Raw genomic sequence first — 16,393 nt, forward strand, 5'->3', positions numbered from 1 at the left:
GCATGGGTGTCCGGGCGCCGCCCGGACCCGCGCGATGCCCTCCCGAGCCGAGACCGAGGACGTGCCCGACGGCGCCCAGGCGTTCTGGCTCCGCGCGCCCGGCCACGGCGAGATCCGGCCCGTCGCGCTGCCCGAGCCGGGCCCCGGCGACGTCGTCGTGCGGACGCTGCGGTCCGGCGTCAGCCGCGGCACGGAGGCGCTCGTGTTCCGCGGCGGCGTGCCCGCCGGCCAGCGCGCCGCGATGCGCGCGCCGTTCCAGGAGGGCGACTTCCCGGGCCCCGTGAAGTACGGCTACCTCAGCGTCGGGAGCGTGCGTCACGGCCCGCCGGAGCTGCTGGACCGCACGGTCTTCTGCCTGTATCCGCACCAGACGGCCTACGTCGTGCCCGCCGGCGCGGTGACCGTCGTGCCCGACGACGTGCCGCCGGCGCGCGCGGTGCTGGCGGGCACCGTCGAGACGGCGGTCAACGCGCTGTGGGACGCGCCGCCGCTGGTCGGCGACCGCGTCGCCGTCGTCGGCGCGGGGATGGTGGGCTGCTGCGTCGCGCGGCTGCTCGCCCGGTTCCCGGCGGTGCAGGTCACGCTCGTCGAGGTCGACGCTGCGCGGGCCCCGGTCGCGGCCGCGCTGGGCGTCGGGTTCGCCGCGCCGCAGGACACCGCGGGCGGCTGCGACCTCGTCGTGCACACGAGCGCCACATCGGCCGGCCTGCAGACCGCACTGGACCTGCTCGCCCCCGAGGGCACCGTGCTGGACCTGAGCTGGTACGGCGACGCCGAGGTCCGGCTCTCGCTGGGCGGCGCGTTCCACGCCCGCCGCCTGGGGATCCGGGCCAGCCAGGTCGGGACGGTCTCCCCGGCCCGCAGCGCGCGCCGCGGCACGGGCGCCCGGCTGGCGCTCGCGCTCGACCTGCTGCGCGACCCGGCGTTCGACGCGCTGGTGACCGGCGCGTCGCACTTCGACGAGCTGCCCGCGGTCATGCCGCGGCTGGCCGACGGGAGCCTGCCGGCGCTGTGCCACACCATCACCTACGACGGGACCGGCCCATGTTCAGCGTGACGATCCGCGACCACATGATGATCGCCCACAGCCTGCGGGGCGCGACGTTCGGGCCCGCGCAGCGGCTGCACGGCGCGACGTACGTCGTCGACGCCACGTTCCGCCGCGCGACCCTGGACGAGGACGGGATCGTCGTCGACATCGCCCGGGCGGCCGGCGCGCTGCACGTCGTGGTCGCCGAGCTGGGCTACCGCAACCTCGACGACGAGCCCGCCCTGGCCGGCCTGAACACCACGACCGAGGAGCTCGCCCGGGTCGTCGCCGACCGGCTCGCCGACCGCGCCGCAGCCGGTGACCTCGGCGACGGCGGGCGCCGTCTCGACGGGCTCGCCGTGACCCTGCACGAGTCCCATGTCGCGTGGGCCGGCTACGAGCGGTCGCTGTGACGGAGGTCCACGTCATCGTCCCGGAGGGCATCGACGACCCGGCGCGGCCCAGCGGCGGCAACACCTACGACCGCCAGGTGTGCCGGGAGCTCGCCGCGCGCGGCACGGCCGTGCGCGAGCACCCCGTCGCCGGCGCCTGGCCGCGACGCGACGCGAGCGGGCACACCGCGCTGGCGCACGCCCTGCAGCGGATCCCCGACGGCGCCGTGGTGCTGCTCGACGGGCTCATCGCCTGCGCCGCCCCCGAGATGCTCGTGCCGCAGGCCGGGCGGCTGGCGCAGGTCGTGCTCGTCCACATGCCGCTCGGCGACCGTCCGCCGGAGGGCGAGGCGGCCGCGGTGCGCGCACGCGAGCACGCCGTCCTGGCGGCGGCGGCCGCCGTCGTGACGACGAGCGCCTGGAGCCGGCGCCGGCTGGCCGAGCTGTACGCGCTGCCGGCCGGACGGGTGCACGTCGCCGAGCCCGGCGTCGAGGAGGCCGACCTCGCGCCCGGGACGGAGGCCGGCGACGCGCTGCTCTGCGTGGCGGCCGTCACGCCCGGCAAGGGCCACGACGTGCTGCTCGACGGGCTGGCGGCCGCCAAGGACCTCCCCTGGCGCTGCTCGTGCCTGGGCAGCCTGGTCTGCGACCCGGCCTTCGCCGACAGCGTGCGGCGCCGCGCGCGGGCCGGCGGGCTGGGCGACCGCGTGCGCTTCCCGGGCCCGCGCACGGGCCCGCAGCTGCAGCGCGCCTACGCCGCCGCGGACCTGCTCGTGCTCGCCTCGCACGCCGAGACCTACGGGATGGTCGTCACGGAGGCCCTGGCCCGCGGCGTGCCGGTCCTGGCCACCGACGTCGGCGGCGTGCCGGAGGCGCTCGGCCATGCCGACGACGGCACGCGGCCGGGCCTCCTCGTCGCTCCCGGCGATCCGGCCGCCCTCGGCACCGCGCTGCGGGCCTGGCTCCTGGACGACGGGCTGCGCCGCCGCCTGCGGCGAGCCGCGCGCCGGCGGCGCGCCGCGCTGCCCCGGTGGCCCGACACCACCGCCGTCGTGGCCGGCGTCCTGGCGGAGGCCCGCCGGTGAGCGCGACGGGCATCCGGGTCAGCCCCGAGTGGCTCGTGCTGCGCGAGCCCGCCGACGCGGCGGCGCGCTCGGCGCGCCTGGCCGGGCGCCTCGCGCGCCACCTCCCCGCCCGCGGCGGGCTCGCCATCCACGACCTCGGCGGCGGCAGCGGCGCCATGGGCCGCTGGCTGGCGCCCCGCCTGCCCGGCCCTCAGCACTGGATCGTGCACGACCGCGACGCCGACCTCCTGGACCTCGCCGTTGCGCACCCCCCAGTCCCGACCGCCGACGGCCCGGCGGTCACCACGGAGGCGCGGCGAACCGACCTCGCCCGGCTCGGGCCGGCGGACCTCGCGGGCGCCGATCTCGTCGTCGCCTCCGCGCTGCTGGACATCCTGGGCGCCGGCGAGCTGGCCGCGATGCTCGACGCCTGCACCGCGGCGGCGTGCCCGCTGCTGCTCGCGCTCACCGTGGTGGGTCGCGTCGCCCTGAGCCCGGCCGACGACCTGGACGCACACATCGCCGCCGCGTTCGACGCCCATCAGCGCCGCAGCACGCCGGGTGGACGCCTGCTCGGGCCAGACGCGGTGGCGGCGGCCACCGCGCACCTGCGGGCCGCGGGCGCCGAGGTCCTCAGCGACCCGAGCCCGTGGCGCCTGGGCGCGGCCCAGGCGGACCTCGCGGCCGAGTGGCTGCGCGGGTGGGTCGCCGCCGCCTGCGAGCAGGAGCCCGCGCTGACGGTCCCCGCCGGCGCCTACCTCGATCGCCGCCTGGCCCAGGCGGCCGCCGGCGGGCTGGCCGTGATCGTCGACCACGCCGACGTGCTGGTGCTGCCGTGACGTGGGCGCGCCTGACGGCGACGGCGGCGATCCTCGCCGTCCTGGTCTGGCGGCTGGGCACGGACCCGTTCCTCGACGGCCTGCGCACCGTCGACGGCGGGGCGCTGGCGGCCGCGGCCGGGCTGGCCATGCTCACCACGGTGTGCTGCGCGTGGCGCTGGCGGATCGTGGCGCGCGGCCTGGGCGTCGAGCTGCCCATGGGCGCAGCGGTGGCCGCCTGCTACCGCTCGCTGTTCCTCAACGTCGCGCTGCCCGGCGGCGTACTGGGCGACGTGCACCGCGGCATCAGCCACGGCCGCGACACGGACGACGTCGGCCGCGGGCTGCGCGCCGTGGCCTGGGAGCGCGCCGCGGGCCAGGCCGTGCAGGCCGTCCTCACCGTCGTGCTGCTCCTCGTCCTGCCCTCACCCGTGCGCCCGGCGATGCCGCTCGTCGCCGCCGGGCTGGTCGCCGCGGTGGCGATCGTCGTCGTGGCGGCGCGGGCGCGGCCCGGCGGCGAGGGCCCGACCCGGTGGGCGCGGCTGCGGCGTGCGGCGGCCCGCGACCTGCGCGCCGGCCTGTTCGCGCGGCGCGCCTGGCCGGCCATCGTGGTGGCGTCCGCGCTGGTCGTCGCCGGCCACGCCGCCACGTTCCTGATCGCCGCCCGTACCGCCGGTGCAGGCGCACCGCCGTCGCGGATGCTGCCGCTGGCGCTGCTCGTCCTGCTCGGCGCGGCGCTGCCCAACGTGGGCGGCTGGGGGCCGCGCGAGGGCGTGACCGCCTGGGCCTTCGCCGCGGCCGGCCTGGGCGCGCCGCGCGGGGTGGCCACCGCGGTCGTCTACGGCGTGATGGTGCTCGTCGCCGGCCTGCCGGGCGCCGCGGTCCTCGTCGTCGCCTGGGCGCGCCGCGCCCGGCCGGCGCCGGCGATCGAGCGGACCGTGCGCGGCGGGCTCGTCGTCCCCGCGCGACCGGAGGGAGTCCCGGATGCCTGAGCGTCCCTACACCATGCTGAGCTGCAGCGTGTCGCTGGACGGCTACCTCGGCGACCACACGCCGCGCCTGGCGCTGTCCAACGCCGCCGACTTCGACCGGGTCGACGAGGTGCGCGCGTCGTGCGACGCGATCATGGTCGGCGCCGTCACGGTGCGCACCGACAACCCGCGCCTGCTCGTGCGCTCGGCGGCGCTGCGCGACGGGCGCACCGCCCGCGGGCTGCCGTCGTCGCCGATGAAGATCACCGTGACCGAGCGGGCCGACCTCGACGCGCGCTCGCGCTTCTTCGCCACCGGCGAGGCCGAGAAGCTCGTGTACACCTCGACGGCCCGCGTGCGCAACGCGTGCGCGCGGCTCGGCCCGGTGGCGACGATCGTCGACGGCGGCCCCCGCGTGCGGATGCGCCGGCTCAGCGAGGACCTCGCCGACCGGGGTGTGCAGCGGCTCATGGTCGAGGGCGGCGGCGTCGTGCACACCCAGTTCCTGGCCGACGACCTCGTCGACGAGCTGCAGCTCGTCATCGCCCCGCTGTTCGTCGGCGACTCCAGCGCGCCGCGCTTCGTGACCGACGGGCGCTTCCCGTGGCACGCGGGGCGGCGCGCCACGCTGGCCGAGACGCGGCAGATCGGCGACGTCGTCCTCCTGCGCTACGCGCTGTCCCCGCGGTTCGAGGACCGATGATCGCGGCGCGCGCGCACGCCAGCCGGACGGGCCCGGCGGCCGGGCTGCTCGCCCAGGTGCTCCTGCTGGCCGTCCTGGCGGGGACCGCCGGGCTCGGCGTCGCCGGCTGCCTGGCCGGCTCGGCGTGCGCGCTGGCGGTCGCCGCGGCGCTGGCTTGCGGCCTCGCACGCCGCCCGGGCGAGCGCCTCGGGCCGGCGTCGTGGGTGACGCTGGCACGGGCCACGCTGGCCGTCGGCGTCGCCGCCCTGGCGGTCGACGCGCTGGCGCACGACCCGCCCGTCGCGGTCGTCGTCGCACTGGCCGCCGTCGCGCTCGTGCTGGACCTCGTCGACGGCGCGGTCGCGCGGTTCAGCGGGACGGCGACGACGCTCGGCGCGCGCTTCGACGGAGAGGTCGACGCGCTGCTCATCCTGGCCCTGTGCGTCTACGTCGCGCCGGCCTACGGCGCGTGGGTGCTCGCGGGGGCGCCGCGCGCTACGCGTTCGCCGCCGGCGAGTGGCTGGCGCCGTGGATGCGCGCACCGCTGCCGCGGCGCCTGTGGCGCCGCGTCGCGGCGGCGACCCAGGGCCTCGTGCTGACGGTGGCGGCCGCCGGGGTGCTGCCGCGCGGGGTCATGCAGGCCGTCCTGGCCGCGGCGCTCGTCCTGCTGGCCGCCTCGTTCGCCGATTCGGTGCGGTGGCTGTGGCGCCGCCGGCACGTCGCTCCCGGCGAGCCCGTCCCGGAGGTCACGGGCGGGGACCGAGGCGCCCCGTCCGCGCGCGGGCCGCTGCGCACGGCCATCGCGGTGGCGCTCACCGTGCTCGCCCTCCTGCTCACCTGGGCCGCCTCGGTCGCGCCGCAGCAGCCGAGCCTGCTCACGCCCGGCGCGTTCGCGCGGGTCCCGCTGGAGCTCCTGGTCCTCGTCGCGCTGGCCGTCCTGCTGCCCGCCCGCCCACGCCGCGCGCTCGCCGTCGTCGCGGGCGTGCTGCTGAGCGCGCTGGTGCTCGTGACGATCCTCGACCTGGGGTTCTTCACCGCGTTCGACCGGCCGTTCAGGCCCGTCGACGACTCGGGCTACCTGGGCATCGGGATCGAGACGCTCCGCGACGGGGCCGGACGGTCCTACGCCGACCTCGTCGTCGCCGGCGCCGCGCTCCTCGGCGTCGTCCTGCTCGCCATCCCGGTGCTGGCCCTGCTGCGCGTGACCCGGGTCGCGGCCGACCACCGCCCGGTGGTCCTGCGCGCCGCCGCCGTGCTCGGCGTCCTGTGGGTCGTCCTGCGGATCGCCGGCGCGCCGGCGGCCTCCTCGAGCGCCGCCTCCCTGGCCGTGCGGGAGGTGCACCTCGTGCGCACCGGCCTGGCCGACCGCGCCGTGCTCGCCCGGCAGATCGCCCACGACCGCTTCCGCGCCACGCCGGGCGACCGGCTGCTCACCGGCCTGTGCGGCAAGGACGTCCTGCTCGTGTTCGTCGAGAGCTACGGCCGTGTCGCCCTGCAGGGCTCGTCGTTCTCGCCCGGCGTCGACGCCGTCGTGAACCGCGGCACCGCGCAGCTGCGGGCCGCCGGGTTCGCGGCGCGCAGCGCGTTCCTCACCTCGCCGACGTTCGGCGGCCTGAGCTGGCTGGCGCACTCCACCCTGCAGTCGGGCGTCCGCGTCGACGGCCAGCGGCGCTACGACCAGCTCGTGGCCCAGGACCGCCTCACGCTCACCGCGGCGTTCCGGCGCGCCGGGTGGCGGACGGTCGGGATCATGCCCGCCAACCACCGGGCGTGGCCGCAGGGCTCGACGTTCTACCACTACAACCAGGTCTACGACCGGCGCAACCTCGGCTACCGCGGCCCGGGCTTCGGGCTGCCGCCCATGCCCGACCAGTACGCGCTGGCCGCCCTGCAGCGCCGCGAGCTGGCACCCCGCGATCGCGCACCGCTCTTCGCCGAGGTCGACCTCATCTCGAGCCACGCGCCATGGACGAGCATCCCCCGGCTCGTCCCCTGGGACCAGGTCGGCGACGGCTCCGTCTTCGCCCGGATCCCGCCCGCGGCGACCTCGCGGGCCGCGCTCATCGGCGACTCCGCACGGGCCCGCAGGGCCTACGGGCAGTCCATCGAGTACTCGCTGGCCACCCTGATCTCGTTCGTGCGGCGTTACGGCGACGACGACACGGTTCTCGTCGTCCTCGGCGACCACCAGCCCGCCACGACCGTCAGCGGGCTGGGCGCCAGCCACGACGTCCCGATCTCGGTCATCGCCCACGATCCCGAGGTGCTGCGGCGGATCTCGGCCTGGGACTGGCAGGACGGCCTGCTGCCCGGCCCGCAGGCCCCGGTCTGGCCGATGGAGGCGTTCCGCGACCGCTTCCTGACCGCGTTCGGCTCGACGCCGGCGACGGGCTGACCGTGCGCCAGGACGACCGCGCGTGGTTCGACGACACGCTGCGGCGAGCGCGCCTGTCGGCCTACCCGCCGGGCGAGTTCGTCGGGCAGGAGAGCTTCATGACCGCCGGCGAGATCCGGGCCCTGGCGCTGCGCGCCGGCATCTCCAGCGGGGTCGCGGCCCTGGACCTCTGCTGCGGCGTGGCCGGGCCCGGGCGCTTCGTCACACGGGAGCTGGGCTGCGACTACCTGGGCGTGGACGCCAGCGCGAGCGCCCTCGCGGTCGCCCGCAGCCGCGCCGGCGACCTGCCGTGCCGCTTCGTCGTCGGCCAGGTCCCTGCGCTGCCGGCAGGCTCCTTCGACGTCGTGCTGCTGCTGGAGACCATGCTCGCGTTCGAGGACAAGGACGCCGTGCTGCGCGCGGTCGCCGCGGCGCTGGCGCCCGGTGGGCGCTTCGCGTTCACGCTGGAGGAGGGCGCGCCGCTCACGGCGGCCGAGCGGGAGGCGATGCCCGCCGCCGACACCGTCTGGCCCGCCCCGCTGGCCGAGGTCGCCGCGCTGCTGGAGGCCGCGGGGCTCGTGCTGACCTGGCAGGAGGATCGCAGCGCCGCGCACCGCGCGACCGCCCAGGCGCTGGCCGAGGCGTTCGCCGCCGACGCCGCGCACATCGCCGCCCAGCTCGGCCGCCGGGCGCTGGACGACCTGCTCGCCGCGCACCGCCTGTGGATCGACTGGCTGCGCACGGGCCGGGTCCGCAAGCTCGCGCTCGTGGCCCAGCGGGCCTAGGGGCGGGCGGATCGTCCCGGCCGCGGTCGCCGCAGGATCCCCGCGGCGACTGCCTCGCGCTCGAGCTCCTCGCGGTGGTCGGGGTGGGCGACGGCGATCAGCGCCGGTCAGCGCCGACAGCGAACGGCCGCGCGGCGAGCACGATGAACGCCTTGCCGCGCCCGGCGAGGTCGACGACACCGTCGGAGATCAGCTCGGTGTGGATCCCCAGGTCGGCGTGGCCCGTCAGGCAGGCTGGTCGCTCTCCGTCCAGCCCACGACCGGGGAGACGTGGATCTGGTTGAGCCCGAACGTCCGCCGCATGGGCGGCGTGGCCTCGAGGAGGAAGGGGACCTCGCCGATGAGCGGCGCCACGTCGTCGGCGCTGATGCCGAGCGTGAGGTAGCCGCGGCGGTCGGGCGGGCTCGCCGCGGCGACGGCCATCGAGCACGCCGTGTGCTCGCTGCACTCGCCGCGGATGTAGGCCCGCTCGCACACGGCGTGCATCTGGTAGATCCGGATGCCGTCGAGCTGCTCGTGCTCGCGCTCCAGCACGTCCACCAGCGTGACCGGCTCACCGTTGGCCAGCGGCACGATGAGGTCGGCCCCGGGGCGCCACGGTGCCCGGGGCCCGGGGCCCCGCGAGGGGTACCGGGCGCAGATGCGGCCTACGGGTGCGCGGGCATGGTGTTGACCGCGGCCACCGTGAGGCCGCTGCTGACCTGCACCTCGACCTCGGTGCCGTCGGCCTTCTTGATGTGGGCCTCGTACGGGGCGCTCGAGTCGACGTTGGTCTCGACGCGCTCGACCGTGCCCGAGACCTTGGCCAGGGCGGCGGCCTTGACCTTGGCCGCGGTGTCACCGGTCAGCAGTGTCTCGGTCTTGCCGTTGAGCGTGTGGCTCCCCTTGGAGGGGTCGCGCTGCGCCGGGCCGGTGGCCGTGGCGGAGGACGAGCCCGACGCGGAGGGTGACGTCGTCGAGGAGGAGGACGTCGCCGCGTTGGCGATCGCCCCGCCGCCGAGGGCGGCGGCGCCGATCGCGGCGGCGGTGGTGAGCTTGGTGCGCAGCGTGGACATGCTGGGTTCCTTTGGGTGGGAGGGGGTGAGCCGCACGATGGCCGTCGACCCTGGGCGGCGGCCGAGATCGCGCCGAGGATCGGCCAAGACGTCGTCACCGCCCCAGCGGCGCCCCGGGCCCTCCTCAGACGCGCGTCCCGCCCGAGGCCTCGATCCGCTGCCCGGTGATCCAGTGCCCCGAGCGCAGCACGAGCCCGGCGATCGCCGGCCCGATGTCCTCGGGAAGGCCGACCCGGCCGAGCGCCGTCTGGGCGGCGATCTGCTCCTGCAGCTCCGGGGTGTCGCGGACCATGCCGCCGCTGAAGTCGGTCGCGACCGCGCCCGGGGCCAGCGTGTTGACCGCGATACCGCGCCCGCCGAGCTCGAGCGCGAGGTAGCGCGTGAGCACGTCGGCCGCGCCCTTGGCCGCGGCGTAGGCGGCCGACCCGGCGAACGTGAAGCGCGTCAGGCCCGTGCCGATGTTGACGATCGACCCGCCGTCGGCGATGTGCCCCAGCAGCGCCTGGGTGAGGAAGAACACGCCCTTGAAGTGGACGTCGACGACCGCGTCGAACTGGTCCTCGGTCGTCTCGGCGATGGAGGCGTGCAGCGAGGTGCCGCCGTTGTTGACCAGGATGTCGAACGCGGACCGGTCCCAGGTCTCGCGCAGCGCGGCGCCGACGGCGTCGGCGAACGCACCGAACGACGCGACCTCGCCGACGTCGAGGCGCAGCGCGACGGCGCGGCCGCCGCCGGCCTCGATCGCGGCGGCGACGTCCTGCGCCTCGGTCGCATTGGCGCGGTAGGTGAGGATGACGCCGGCGCCCTCGGCGGCCAGCGCGAGCGCGGTGCTGCGCCCGATCCCGCGGTTGCCGCCGGTCACGAGCGCGATCGGGGTGGGGGTGGTGTCAGGGGTCATGGCGGGCACGGTCGCGCGCCGGCGCCGTCGGCGAAAGGGACCCGCCGAGCCCCGGATCGGCGATCCCTGGCTGCGCCGCGCGCGGCGTCGCATACTGGGGCGATGGACCGGATCGAGCTCGCCGACTTCCTGCGCCGCCGCCGCGAGGCGCTGCAGCCAGAGGACGTCGGGCTCGCGCGCGGCGCGCGGCGCCGCACGAGCGGCCTGCGCCGCGAGGAGGTCGCGCTGCTGGCCAGCATGTCCACCGACTACTACGGGCGCCTGGAGCAGCGCCGCGGGCCCCAGCCGTCGGAGCCGATGCTGGCCGCGATCGCCCGCGCGCTGCGCCTGAGCCAGGACGAGCGCGACCACCTCTTCCGGCTGGCGGGCCACACCCCGCCGGCGCGGGCCTCGCGCTCGGACCACGTCAGCCCGGCGCTGCTGCGCGTGCTCGATCGCCTCGACACGCCGGCCCAGGTCGCGACCGACCTCGGCGAGACGCTCGTCCAGAACCCGGCGGCGGTCGCGCTGCTCGGCGACCAGACCCACTACGCACCCGGCGACCCGGCGCGCTCGCTGCACTACCGCTGGTTCACCGACCCGGCCGCGCGGGCGCGCTACGCCCCCGAGGACCACGACCGCCTCACCCGCAGCTTCGTCGGCGGCCTGCGCATCGCCATGGCCCGCCACCCCGGCGACGAGCGCGGGCTGGCGCTCATCGCGGCGCTGCACGCGGCGAGCGCCGAGTTCAGCGCGCGCTGGGCCGAGCACGACGTGTCCGCCCGGCCCTCGGACGAGCGCAAGCGCTTCATGCACCCGCAGGTCGGCCGGATCGAGGTGAACTGCCAGACGCTCGTCGCCGAGAGCGAGGCGCAGGTGCTGCTCGTCTACACGGCGACGCCCGGGACCGAGGACGCCGAGAAGCTGCGGCTGCTCGAGGTCGTCGGGGCGCAGGAGTTCGCGGCCGCGCCCGACGGCGCGTGGGAGGCGTCCGGGACGGCGCGCAGCTAGCCGGTGTAGTGGCCGCGGTGGCGGGTGCGCAGCTCGTACTTGCGGACCTTGTCGCCGACGGTCGTCGGCAGGCTGTCGACGGCGATGATCGCCTTCGGGGTCTCGAAACCCGCCAGCCGCGAGCGGCAGAACCCGATGAGCCCGTCGGCGTCGACGTCCTGCCCCTCGGCCGGGATGACGAACGCGGTGACTGCCTCGCCCCAGTGCTCGTGCGGCAACCCGACGACCGCGGCGCGCCGCACGGCCGGGTGCTGCAGGAGCACGGCCTCGACGCGGATGCTCGACACGTTCTCGCCGCCGGACTTCACGATGTCCTTGGACCGGTCGACCATGATCTTCAGGTCGTCCTCGTCGTAGACGCACACGTCGCCGGAGTGGAACCAGCCGCCGCGGAACGCCTCGGCCGTCGCCTCCTCGTCCTTGTAGTAGCCCGCGGTCACGACCGGCGAGCGGTAGACGATCTCGCCGGGGACGCCGGGCCGGCCGCGCAGCGACCCGCCCTCCTCGTCCCACAGGTCGGCGGCCAGGAGCGGGTTGGGCACGCCGACGTAGTTGAGCTCGGGCGCCGTGGCGCGGAACACCTCGGGCCACTTGTCGGGCCAGAAGCGGTGGGCCGAGATCGCCTCGGTCTGGCCGAGGGCCTCGCAGGTGACGAGGTCGGGGCCGGCGAGCGCCTTGAGTCGGTCGATGAGCGCGGGTGCCGCGCTCGTCCAGCCGTAGACGACCGAGGTCAGCGACCGCACGTCGTGGCCGCCGGCCTCGATCGCGTCGGCGAGCTCGGCGAGCATCGCGGGCGACCCGCCCCAGAGCGCCGTGACCCCCTCGCGCTCGACGGCCGCCGCGATGCCCGCCGCGTCGAAGCGCCGCCCGAGCACGAGCGTGCCGCCGACCACGAACGCCGGGAAGCTCATGATCGTGTCGCAGATGTGGAAGACGACCGGCAGGAAGCTCAAGAGCTTCATGTCGCTCTCGATGCGGTTGCCGCGCCCGTAGGTCAGCGCGAACGTGAACGCGGCGAAGTGGCTGTAGGTGTGCGAGATCATCGCGCCCTTGGGCATCGCCGTCGTGCCCGAGGTGAACACGATCTCCCAGATGTCGTCGCCGTGGATCTCGACGTCGGGCTCGGTGGTCGCGGCCCCGGCGACGAACGTCCCGAACGACGCGCTCCCGGCCACCGCGCCGCCGCCGATCTCGATCGTCACGTCGGGCCGCGTGCCGGCCTGCGCGAACGCCACCTCGCAGCGCGGCCACAGCTCGGCGTCGACGACGCAGAGCGCAGGCTCCAGGCGCTCGATGAGGTGGGCGACGACGTCGGGGGCGAGCATCGGGTTCAGCGGCGCGACGGTGAGCCCCGCCTTCGCGACGCCGAACTTCAGGATGTAGGCCTCGACGGAGTTCTCGCAGAACATGAGCACCGTGTCGCCCTGCCGCAGGCCGCGGCCCAGGAGCGCGTTGGCGACGCGGTTGGCCAGCGCGTCGGCCTGCCGGTAGGTCAGGCGCTCGTGGGCGGGGTCGGCGAACGCGCCGGGCCACGTCACGATCGCCTCCTTGTCGGGGAAGCTCCACGTGACGCGCTCGAGCAGGTCGCCGATGCTCACGCGGTTGACGCGGTCGACCGGGCGCCGGTGGTGCAGGCTCGTGACGTCGAACCCGGTCACCCCGGCTCCTCGATCGCCGCCAGCAGCATCCCGGCGTCGACCTGCATCCCGACGGCGACGGGCAGCTCGGCGACGCGGCCGTCGGCCGGGGCGACGATCTCGTGCTCCATCTTCATCGCCTCGAGCGCCAGCAGCGCCTGCCCGGCGCGCACGGCGTCGCCGACGGCGACGTCGACGCGCACCACGTTGCCCGGCATCGGCGCCAGCAGCGAGCCGGGCGCGGCCTGGGCGGCCGGGTCGGGGAGGCGCTCGAGCTCGCGCAGCGTGCAGGCGCCCGTGGGCCCGGAGACGTGCACGGCGCCCTCCGGGCCGGGTCGCACCCCCAAGCGCGTCCGCACGCCGTCGAGCTCGAGCACGACCGCCCCGGGATCCGCGCCCGCCAGGCGCACGTCGGCGGCCAGCGGCTCGCCGTCGACGAGCAGGTGCTCGAGCCCGCCCCGCCCGAAGCGGTAGGCGACCACGAGCTCGTCGTCGCGGTCGGCGAAGCGCGCCTCCTGGTCGACGGCCGGGTTGTTGCGCCACCCGCTGGGCAGCGTGCGCTGCACGGTCGCCGCCGCGCGGCGGGCGGCCTGGCCCGCGAGTGCCGCGGCGGCGGCCGCCGCACGCCGCGCCGCCCCGTCGAGCAGGTCGGCGCGCAGGGCCTGCGCGTCGTCGCGCTCCAGGTGGTGGATGCCGATCGCGCCGGCGGCGAATGCCGGCGACTCCAGCACGCGGACGAGGAAGTCGCGGTTGGTGCGCACGCCGTCGATCTCGGCCGCCCGCAGCGCGGCGGCCAGGCGGCGGGTCGCCTCGGCGCGCGTGGCGCCGTGGGCGATGACCTTGGCGATCATCGGGTCGTAGTGGAGCGAGACCTCCGAGCCCGCCGCCACCCCGGCGTCGACGCGCAGGCCGGGCCGCGCCGGCACCTCCAGGCGCGTCAGCGTCCCCGTCTGGGGCAGGAAGCCGGCCACCGGGTCCTCGGCGTAGAGCCGCACCTCGATCGCGTGGCCCTGCGGCGCGGGGGCGGTCGCGGCCTCCGGGATCGGCACCCCCATCGCGATCTCGAGCTGCAGGCGCACGAGGTCGGTGCCCGTGACCATCTCGGTCACCGGGTGCTCGACCTGCAGGCGCGTGTTGACCTCCAGCGCGTGGAAGCTCCCGTCGTCGGCGAGCAGGAACTCGACGGTGCCCGCCCCGACGTAGCCGATCGCCGCCCCCGCGGCGACCGCGGCGGCGCCCATGCGGGCCCGCAGCGCCGGATCGACCGCGGGTGACGGCGCCTCCTCCAGGAGCTTCTGGTGGCGGCGCTGCAGGGAGCAGTCGCGCTCGCCGAGGTGGGTCACCGTGCCGTGGTGGTCGCCGAGGATCTGGATCTCGACGTGCCGGCCCGCCGTCACGTAGCGCTCGAGCAGCAGCGCGTCGTCGCCGAACGCCTCACGCGCCAGGCGCCGTGCGCCCGCCACCGCCGCCGCCAGCTCCTCGGGGCGGCCGACGACCGCCATGCCCTTGCCGCCCCCGCCCCCCGACGGCTTGACGAGCAGCGGGTACCCGACCCCGGCGGCCGCCGCCGCCAGCGCCTCGCCGTCCAGGCCGCTGACATCGGCGTCGGCCAGCACGGGCACGCCGACGCCGGCCATGATCCGCTTGGCGCCGAGCTTGGACCCCATGTCGCGGATGACCTGCGGCGACGGGCCGACGAACAGCAGGCCCGCGTCGGCGCAGGCCTGCGCGAAGTCGGCGTTCTCGGCCAGGAAGCCGTAGCCCGGGTGCACCGCGTCGGCGCCCGTCCGCCGCGCGGCGTCGACGATCGCCTCGGCCCGCAGGTAGGAGGCCGAGGGCGCCGCGGCGCCGATCCGCACCGCGACGTCGGCCTGCGCGACATGCGGCGCGTCGGCGTCGGCGTCGGAGAAGACCGCGACCGTCGGCAGGCCCATCGCTCGCGCGGTGCGGATGATCCGGCAGGCGATCTCGCCGCGGTTGGCGACGAGCAGGCGGGTGATGTCGCGCGGGGCGGCCATCGTCACATGCGGAAGACGCCGAAGCCCTCGGCGCCCTCCACGGTGGTGGCGTGCACGGCCGAGAGCGCGAGGCCCAGGACGGTGCGCGTGTCGCGCGGGTCGATGATCCCGTCGTCGTAGAGGCGCCCCGACATGGGCAGCGCGAGCGACTCGGCCTCGATCTGGGCCTCGACCGCCTCGCGCATCGCGGCGTCGGCGGCCTCGTCGACGGCCTCGCCGCGGGCGGCCGCCGCGGCCCGGGCGACGATCGACAGCACGCCGGCCAGCTGGGCGCCGCCCATGACCGCGACCTTCGCGTTGGGCCACGCGAACAGGAAGCGCGGCCGGTAGGAGCGGCCGCTCATCCCGTAGTTGCCCGCGCCGTAGGAGCCGCCGCAGATCACCGAGATGTGCGGGACGGTCGAGTTGGACACCGCGTTGATCATCTGCGCGCCGTGCTTGATGATCCCGCGCTGCTCGTATTCGCGGCCGACCATGTAGCCCGTGACGTTGTGCAGGAACAGCAGCGGGACGTCGGCCTGGTTGCACAGCTGGATGAACTGCGTGGCCTTCTGGGCCTCCTCGCTGAAGATGATGCCGCGCTGGTTGGCGATGACCCCGACCGGGAAGCCGTGGATCGCCGCCCAGCCCGTCGTCAGCGACGTGCCGTACGCGGGCTTGAACTCGTCGTAGTCGGAGGCGTCGACCACGCGGGCGAGCACCTCGCGCATGTCGAAGGGCTCGCGCAGGTCGGTGGCGGCGATGCCCGCGAGCTCCTCGGGGTCGTGACACGGCTCGCGCACCGGCAGCACCGTCGGGCCCGGCCCGTGCTTGCGCCGGTTGAGCCGCCGCACGACCTGGCGGCACAGCCGCAGCGCGTCGCGCTCGTCGAGGGCCAGGTAGTCCGACAGGCCCGAGACGCGCGAGTGCATCCCGGCGCCGCCGAGCGCCTCGTCGTCGGACTCCTCCCCCGTGGCCATCTTGACGAGCGGCGGCCCGCCGAGGAACACCTTCGAGCGGTCCTCGATGAAGATCGTGTAGTCGGCCATCCCCGGCGTGTACGCGCCGCCGGCGGTGGCGTTGCCGAACACGACGGCGATGTTCGGGATGCGCGCCCGCGACATCTGGGCCTGGCGGCGGAACCCCTCGCCGGCCGGGACGAACAGCTCGGCCTGCGTCGGCAGGTCGGCGCCCCCGGACTCGACGAGCGAGATGAACGGCAGCCGGTTGTCCATCGCGATCTCCATCGCGCGGATCGCCTTGCGCAGCGTGTAGGGGTTCATCGTGCCGCCGCGGATCGTCGCGTCGTTGGCCACGATCACGCACTCGACGCCCTCCACGACGCCGATCCCCGTCACCGTGCTCGCCCCGACCGCGAACGGCGTCTCGTAGGCGGCGAACGGCTGCAGCTCGAGGAACGCGGTGTCGCGGTCGAGCAGCAGCTCGATCCGCTCGCGCGGCAGCAGCTTGCCCCGCTCGCGATGGCGCTGCACGTAGCGCTCGCCCCCGCCGGCGCGCGTCTGCGCGAGCAACTCGTCGAGCCGCGCGACGAGGCCGAGCATCGCCTGGCGCCGCCGGGCGTAGCCCTCCGACGCGAGGTCCACCGCGCTGGCCAGCGTCGTCATCGGACCGCCTGGGGATCGTCGGGCTCAGCGATCCCGCCATCTTGACCGACGGACCGGCGGCCACGCGGCGGCGGG

At 76.4% G+C, this 16,393-nt stretch carries 16 protein-coding genes; 10 read left to right on the plus strand and 6 right to left on the minus strand.

What is annotated here, in order from left to right; all coding sequences use genetic code 11:
* The first annotated feature begins 34 nt into the window (after positions 1 to 34).
* From FSW04_RS01790 to FSW04_RS01825, 9 genes are read left to right on the plus strand one after another with little or no spacing between them, the layout of a single operon-like run.
* The gene (locus tag FSW04_RS01790; protein ID WP_228430791.1) at positions 35 to 1,057 is read left to right on the plus strand and encodes a zinc-dependent alcohol dehydrogenase; all 1,023 of its coding nucleotides are present in this window, start codon (positions 35 to 37) and stop codon (positions 1,055 to 1,057) included.
* A complete protein-coding gene (locus FSW04_RS01795) occupies positions 1,045 to 1,443 on the plus strand; it encodes a 6-pyruvoyl trahydropterin synthase family protein (protein ID WP_146915635.1) in 399 nt (132 codons plus the stop codon). The genes FSW04_RS01790 and FSW04_RS01795 overlap by 13 nt, the downstream gene beginning before the upstream one ends.
* On the plus strand, positions 1,440 to 2,507 hold the full coding sequence (locus tag FSW04_RS01800; RefSeq protein ID WP_146915637.1) for a glycosyltransferase family 4 protein: 1,068 nt from the start codon (positions 1,440 to 1,442) through the stop codon (positions 2,505 to 2,507). The genes FSW04_RS01795 and FSW04_RS01800 overlap by 4 nt, the downstream gene beginning before the upstream one ends.
* Positions 2,504 to 3,325, plus strand: coding sequence for an SAM-dependent methyltransferase (locus FSW04_RS01805; RefSeq protein WP_146915639.1), 822 nt, complete (start codon positions 2,504 to 2,506; stop codon positions 3,323 to 3,325). Before FSW04_RS01800 ends, FSW04_RS01805 begins: the two co-directional genes overlap by 4 nt.
* Entirely contained in the window at positions 3,322 to 4,296 is a 975-nt protein-coding gene (locus FSW04_RS01810; RefSeq protein ID WP_146915641.1) for a lysylphosphatidylglycerol synthase transmembrane domain-containing protein, read from the plus strand. The genes FSW04_RS01805 and FSW04_RS01810 overlap by 4 nt, the downstream gene beginning before the upstream one ends.
* Positions 4,289 to 4,978: a RibD family protein gene (locus FSW04_RS01815; protein ID WP_146915643.1), complete on the plus strand. Its 690-nt coding sequence runs from the start codon at positions 4,289 to 4,291 to the stop codon at positions 4,976 to 4,978. Before FSW04_RS01810 ends, FSW04_RS01815 begins: the two co-directional genes overlap by 8 nt.
* Positions 4,975 to 5,556, plus strand: coding sequence for a CDP-alcohol phosphatidyltransferase family protein (locus tag FSW04_RS26685; RefSeq protein WP_228430793.1), 582 nt, complete (start codon positions 4,975 to 4,977; stop codon positions 5,554 to 5,556). Before FSW04_RS01815 ends, FSW04_RS26685 begins: the two co-directional genes overlap by 4 nt.
* Positions 5,478 to 7,352 carry a sulfatase-like hydrolase/transferase gene (locus FSW04_RS28280; RefSeq protein WP_407652980.1) on the plus strand — a complete coding sequence of 625 codons (1,875 nt, stop codon included), beginning with the start codon at positions 5,478 to 5,480 and terminating at the stop codon, positions 7,350 to 7,352. Before FSW04_RS26685 ends, FSW04_RS28280 begins: the two co-directional genes overlap by 79 nt.
* A gap of 2 nt (positions 7,353 to 7,354) precedes the next feature.
* Entirely contained in the window at positions 7,355 to 8,116 is a 762-nt protein-coding gene (locus tag FSW04_RS01825; protein ID WP_228430795.1) for a class I SAM-dependent methyltransferase, read from the plus strand.
* Between the two features lie 225 nt (positions 8,117 to 8,341).
* Here the strand turns inward: FSW04_RS01825 and FSW04_RS01830 are convergent, their stop codons facing one another.
* The 3 genes from FSW04_RS01830 to FSW04_RS01840 all read right to left on the minus strand — a co-directional run bounded on the left by FSW04_RS01830 (position 8,342) and on the right by FSW04_RS01840 (position 10,069).
* Positions 8,342 to 8,689, minus strand: coding sequence for a hypothetical protein (locus FSW04_RS01830; protein ID WP_146915645.1), 348 nt, complete (start codon positions 8,687 to 8,689; stop codon positions 8,342 to 8,344).
* Positions 8,690 to 8,763: 74 nt separating this feature from the next.
* Positions 8,764 to 9,171 (minus strand): hypothetical protein, encoded by a 408-nt coding sequence (locus tag FSW04_RS01835; protein WP_146915647.1) that lies wholly within the window; start codon positions 9,169 to 9,171, stop codon positions 8,764 to 8,766.
* A gap of 124 nt (positions 9,172 to 9,295) precedes the next feature.
* Positions 9,296 to 10,069: an SDR family oxidoreductase gene (locus FSW04_RS01840; RefSeq protein ID WP_146915649.1), complete on the minus strand. Its 774-nt coding sequence runs from the start codon at positions 10,067 to 10,069 to the stop codon at positions 9,296 to 9,298.
* A gap of 102 nt (positions 10,070 to 10,171) precedes the next feature.
* Here FSW04_RS01840 and FSW04_RS01845 point away from each other — a divergent pair, with 102 nt between their 5' ends.
* Positions 10,172 to 11,059 carry a helix-turn-helix transcriptional regulator gene (locus tag FSW04_RS01845; RefSeq protein ID WP_146915651.1) on the plus strand — a complete coding sequence of 296 codons (888 nt, stop codon included), beginning with the start codon at positions 10,172 to 10,174 and terminating at the stop codon, positions 11,057 to 11,059.
* On the opposite strand, the gene FSW04_RS01850 is transcribed toward FSW04_RS01845, so the two are convergent.
* Genes FSW04_RS01850 through FSW04_RS01860 form a run of 3 tightly spaced genes read right to left on the minus strand, consistent with a single transcriptional unit; the run spans position 11,056 to position 16,318 of the window.
* Complete coding sequence (locus FSW04_RS01850; RefSeq protein ID WP_146915653.1) at positions 11,056 to 12,717, minus strand: class I adenylate-forming enzyme family protein; 1,662 nt, start codon at positions 12,715 to 12,717, stop codon at positions 11,056 to 11,058. The two genes, FSW04_RS01845 and FSW04_RS01850, sit on opposite strands and share 4 nt — an antisense overlap.
* Entirely contained in the window at positions 12,714 to 14,714 is a 2,001-nt protein-coding gene (locus FSW04_RS01855; protein ID WP_146915655.1) for an ATP-binding protein, read from the minus strand. The genes FSW04_RS01850 and FSW04_RS01855 overlap by 4 nt, the downstream gene beginning before the upstream one ends.
* A gap of 2 nt (positions 14,715 to 14,716) precedes the next feature.
* Positions 14,717 to 16,318, minus strand: coding sequence for an acyl-CoA carboxylase subunit beta (locus FSW04_RS01860; protein WP_146915657.1), 1,602 nt, complete (start codon positions 16,316 to 16,318; stop codon positions 14,717 to 14,719).
* Between the last annotated feature and the right edge of the window lie 75 nt (positions 16,319 to 16,393).

The sequence above is a fragment of the Baekduia soli genome (assembly GCF_007970665.1).
Classification (GTDB): Bacteria; Actinomycetota; Thermoleophilia; order Solirubrobacterales; family Solirubrobacteraceae; genus Baekduia; species Baekduia soli.

Excerpts from the sequence above, each read along its gene's own strand:
- FSW04_RS01790 (WP_228430791.1), top strand. The coding sequence starts at position 35 with ATGCCCTCCCGAGCCGAGACCGAGGACGTGCCCGACGGCGCCCAGGCG.
- FSW04_RS01795 (WP_146915635.1), top strand. The coding sequence starts at position 1,045 with ATGTTCAGCGTGACGATCCGCGACCACATGATGATCGCCCACAGCCTG.
- FSW04_RS01815 (WP_146915643.1), top strand. The coding sequence starts at position 4,289 with ATGCCTGAGCGTCCCTACACCATGCTGAGCTGCAGCGTGTCGCTGGAC.
- FSW04_RS26685 (WP_228430793.1), top strand. The coding sequence starts at position 4,975 with ATGATCGCGGCGCGCGCGCACGCCAGCCGGACGGGCCCGGCGGCCGGG.
- FSW04_RS01835 (WP_146915647.1), bottom strand. The coding sequence starts at position 9,171 with ATGTCCACGCTGCGCACCAAGCTCACCACCGCCGCCGCGATCGGCGCC.
- FSW04_RS01840 (WP_146915649.1), bottom strand. The coding sequence starts at position 10,069 with ATGACCCCTGACACCACCCCCACCCCGATCGCGCTCGTGACCGGCGGC.
- FSW04_RS01845 (WP_146915651.1), top strand. The coding sequence starts at position 10,172 with ATGGACCGGATCGAGCTCGCCGACTTCCTGCGCCGCCGCCGCGAGGCG.
- FSW04_RS01855 (WP_146915655.1), bottom strand. The coding sequence starts at position 14,714 with ATGGCCGCCCCGCGCGACATCACCCGCCTGCTCGTCGCCAACCGCGGC.
- FSW04_RS01860 (WP_146915657.1), bottom strand. The coding sequence starts at position 16,318 with ATGACGACGCTGGCCAGCGCGGTGGACCTCGCGTCGGAGGGCTACGCC.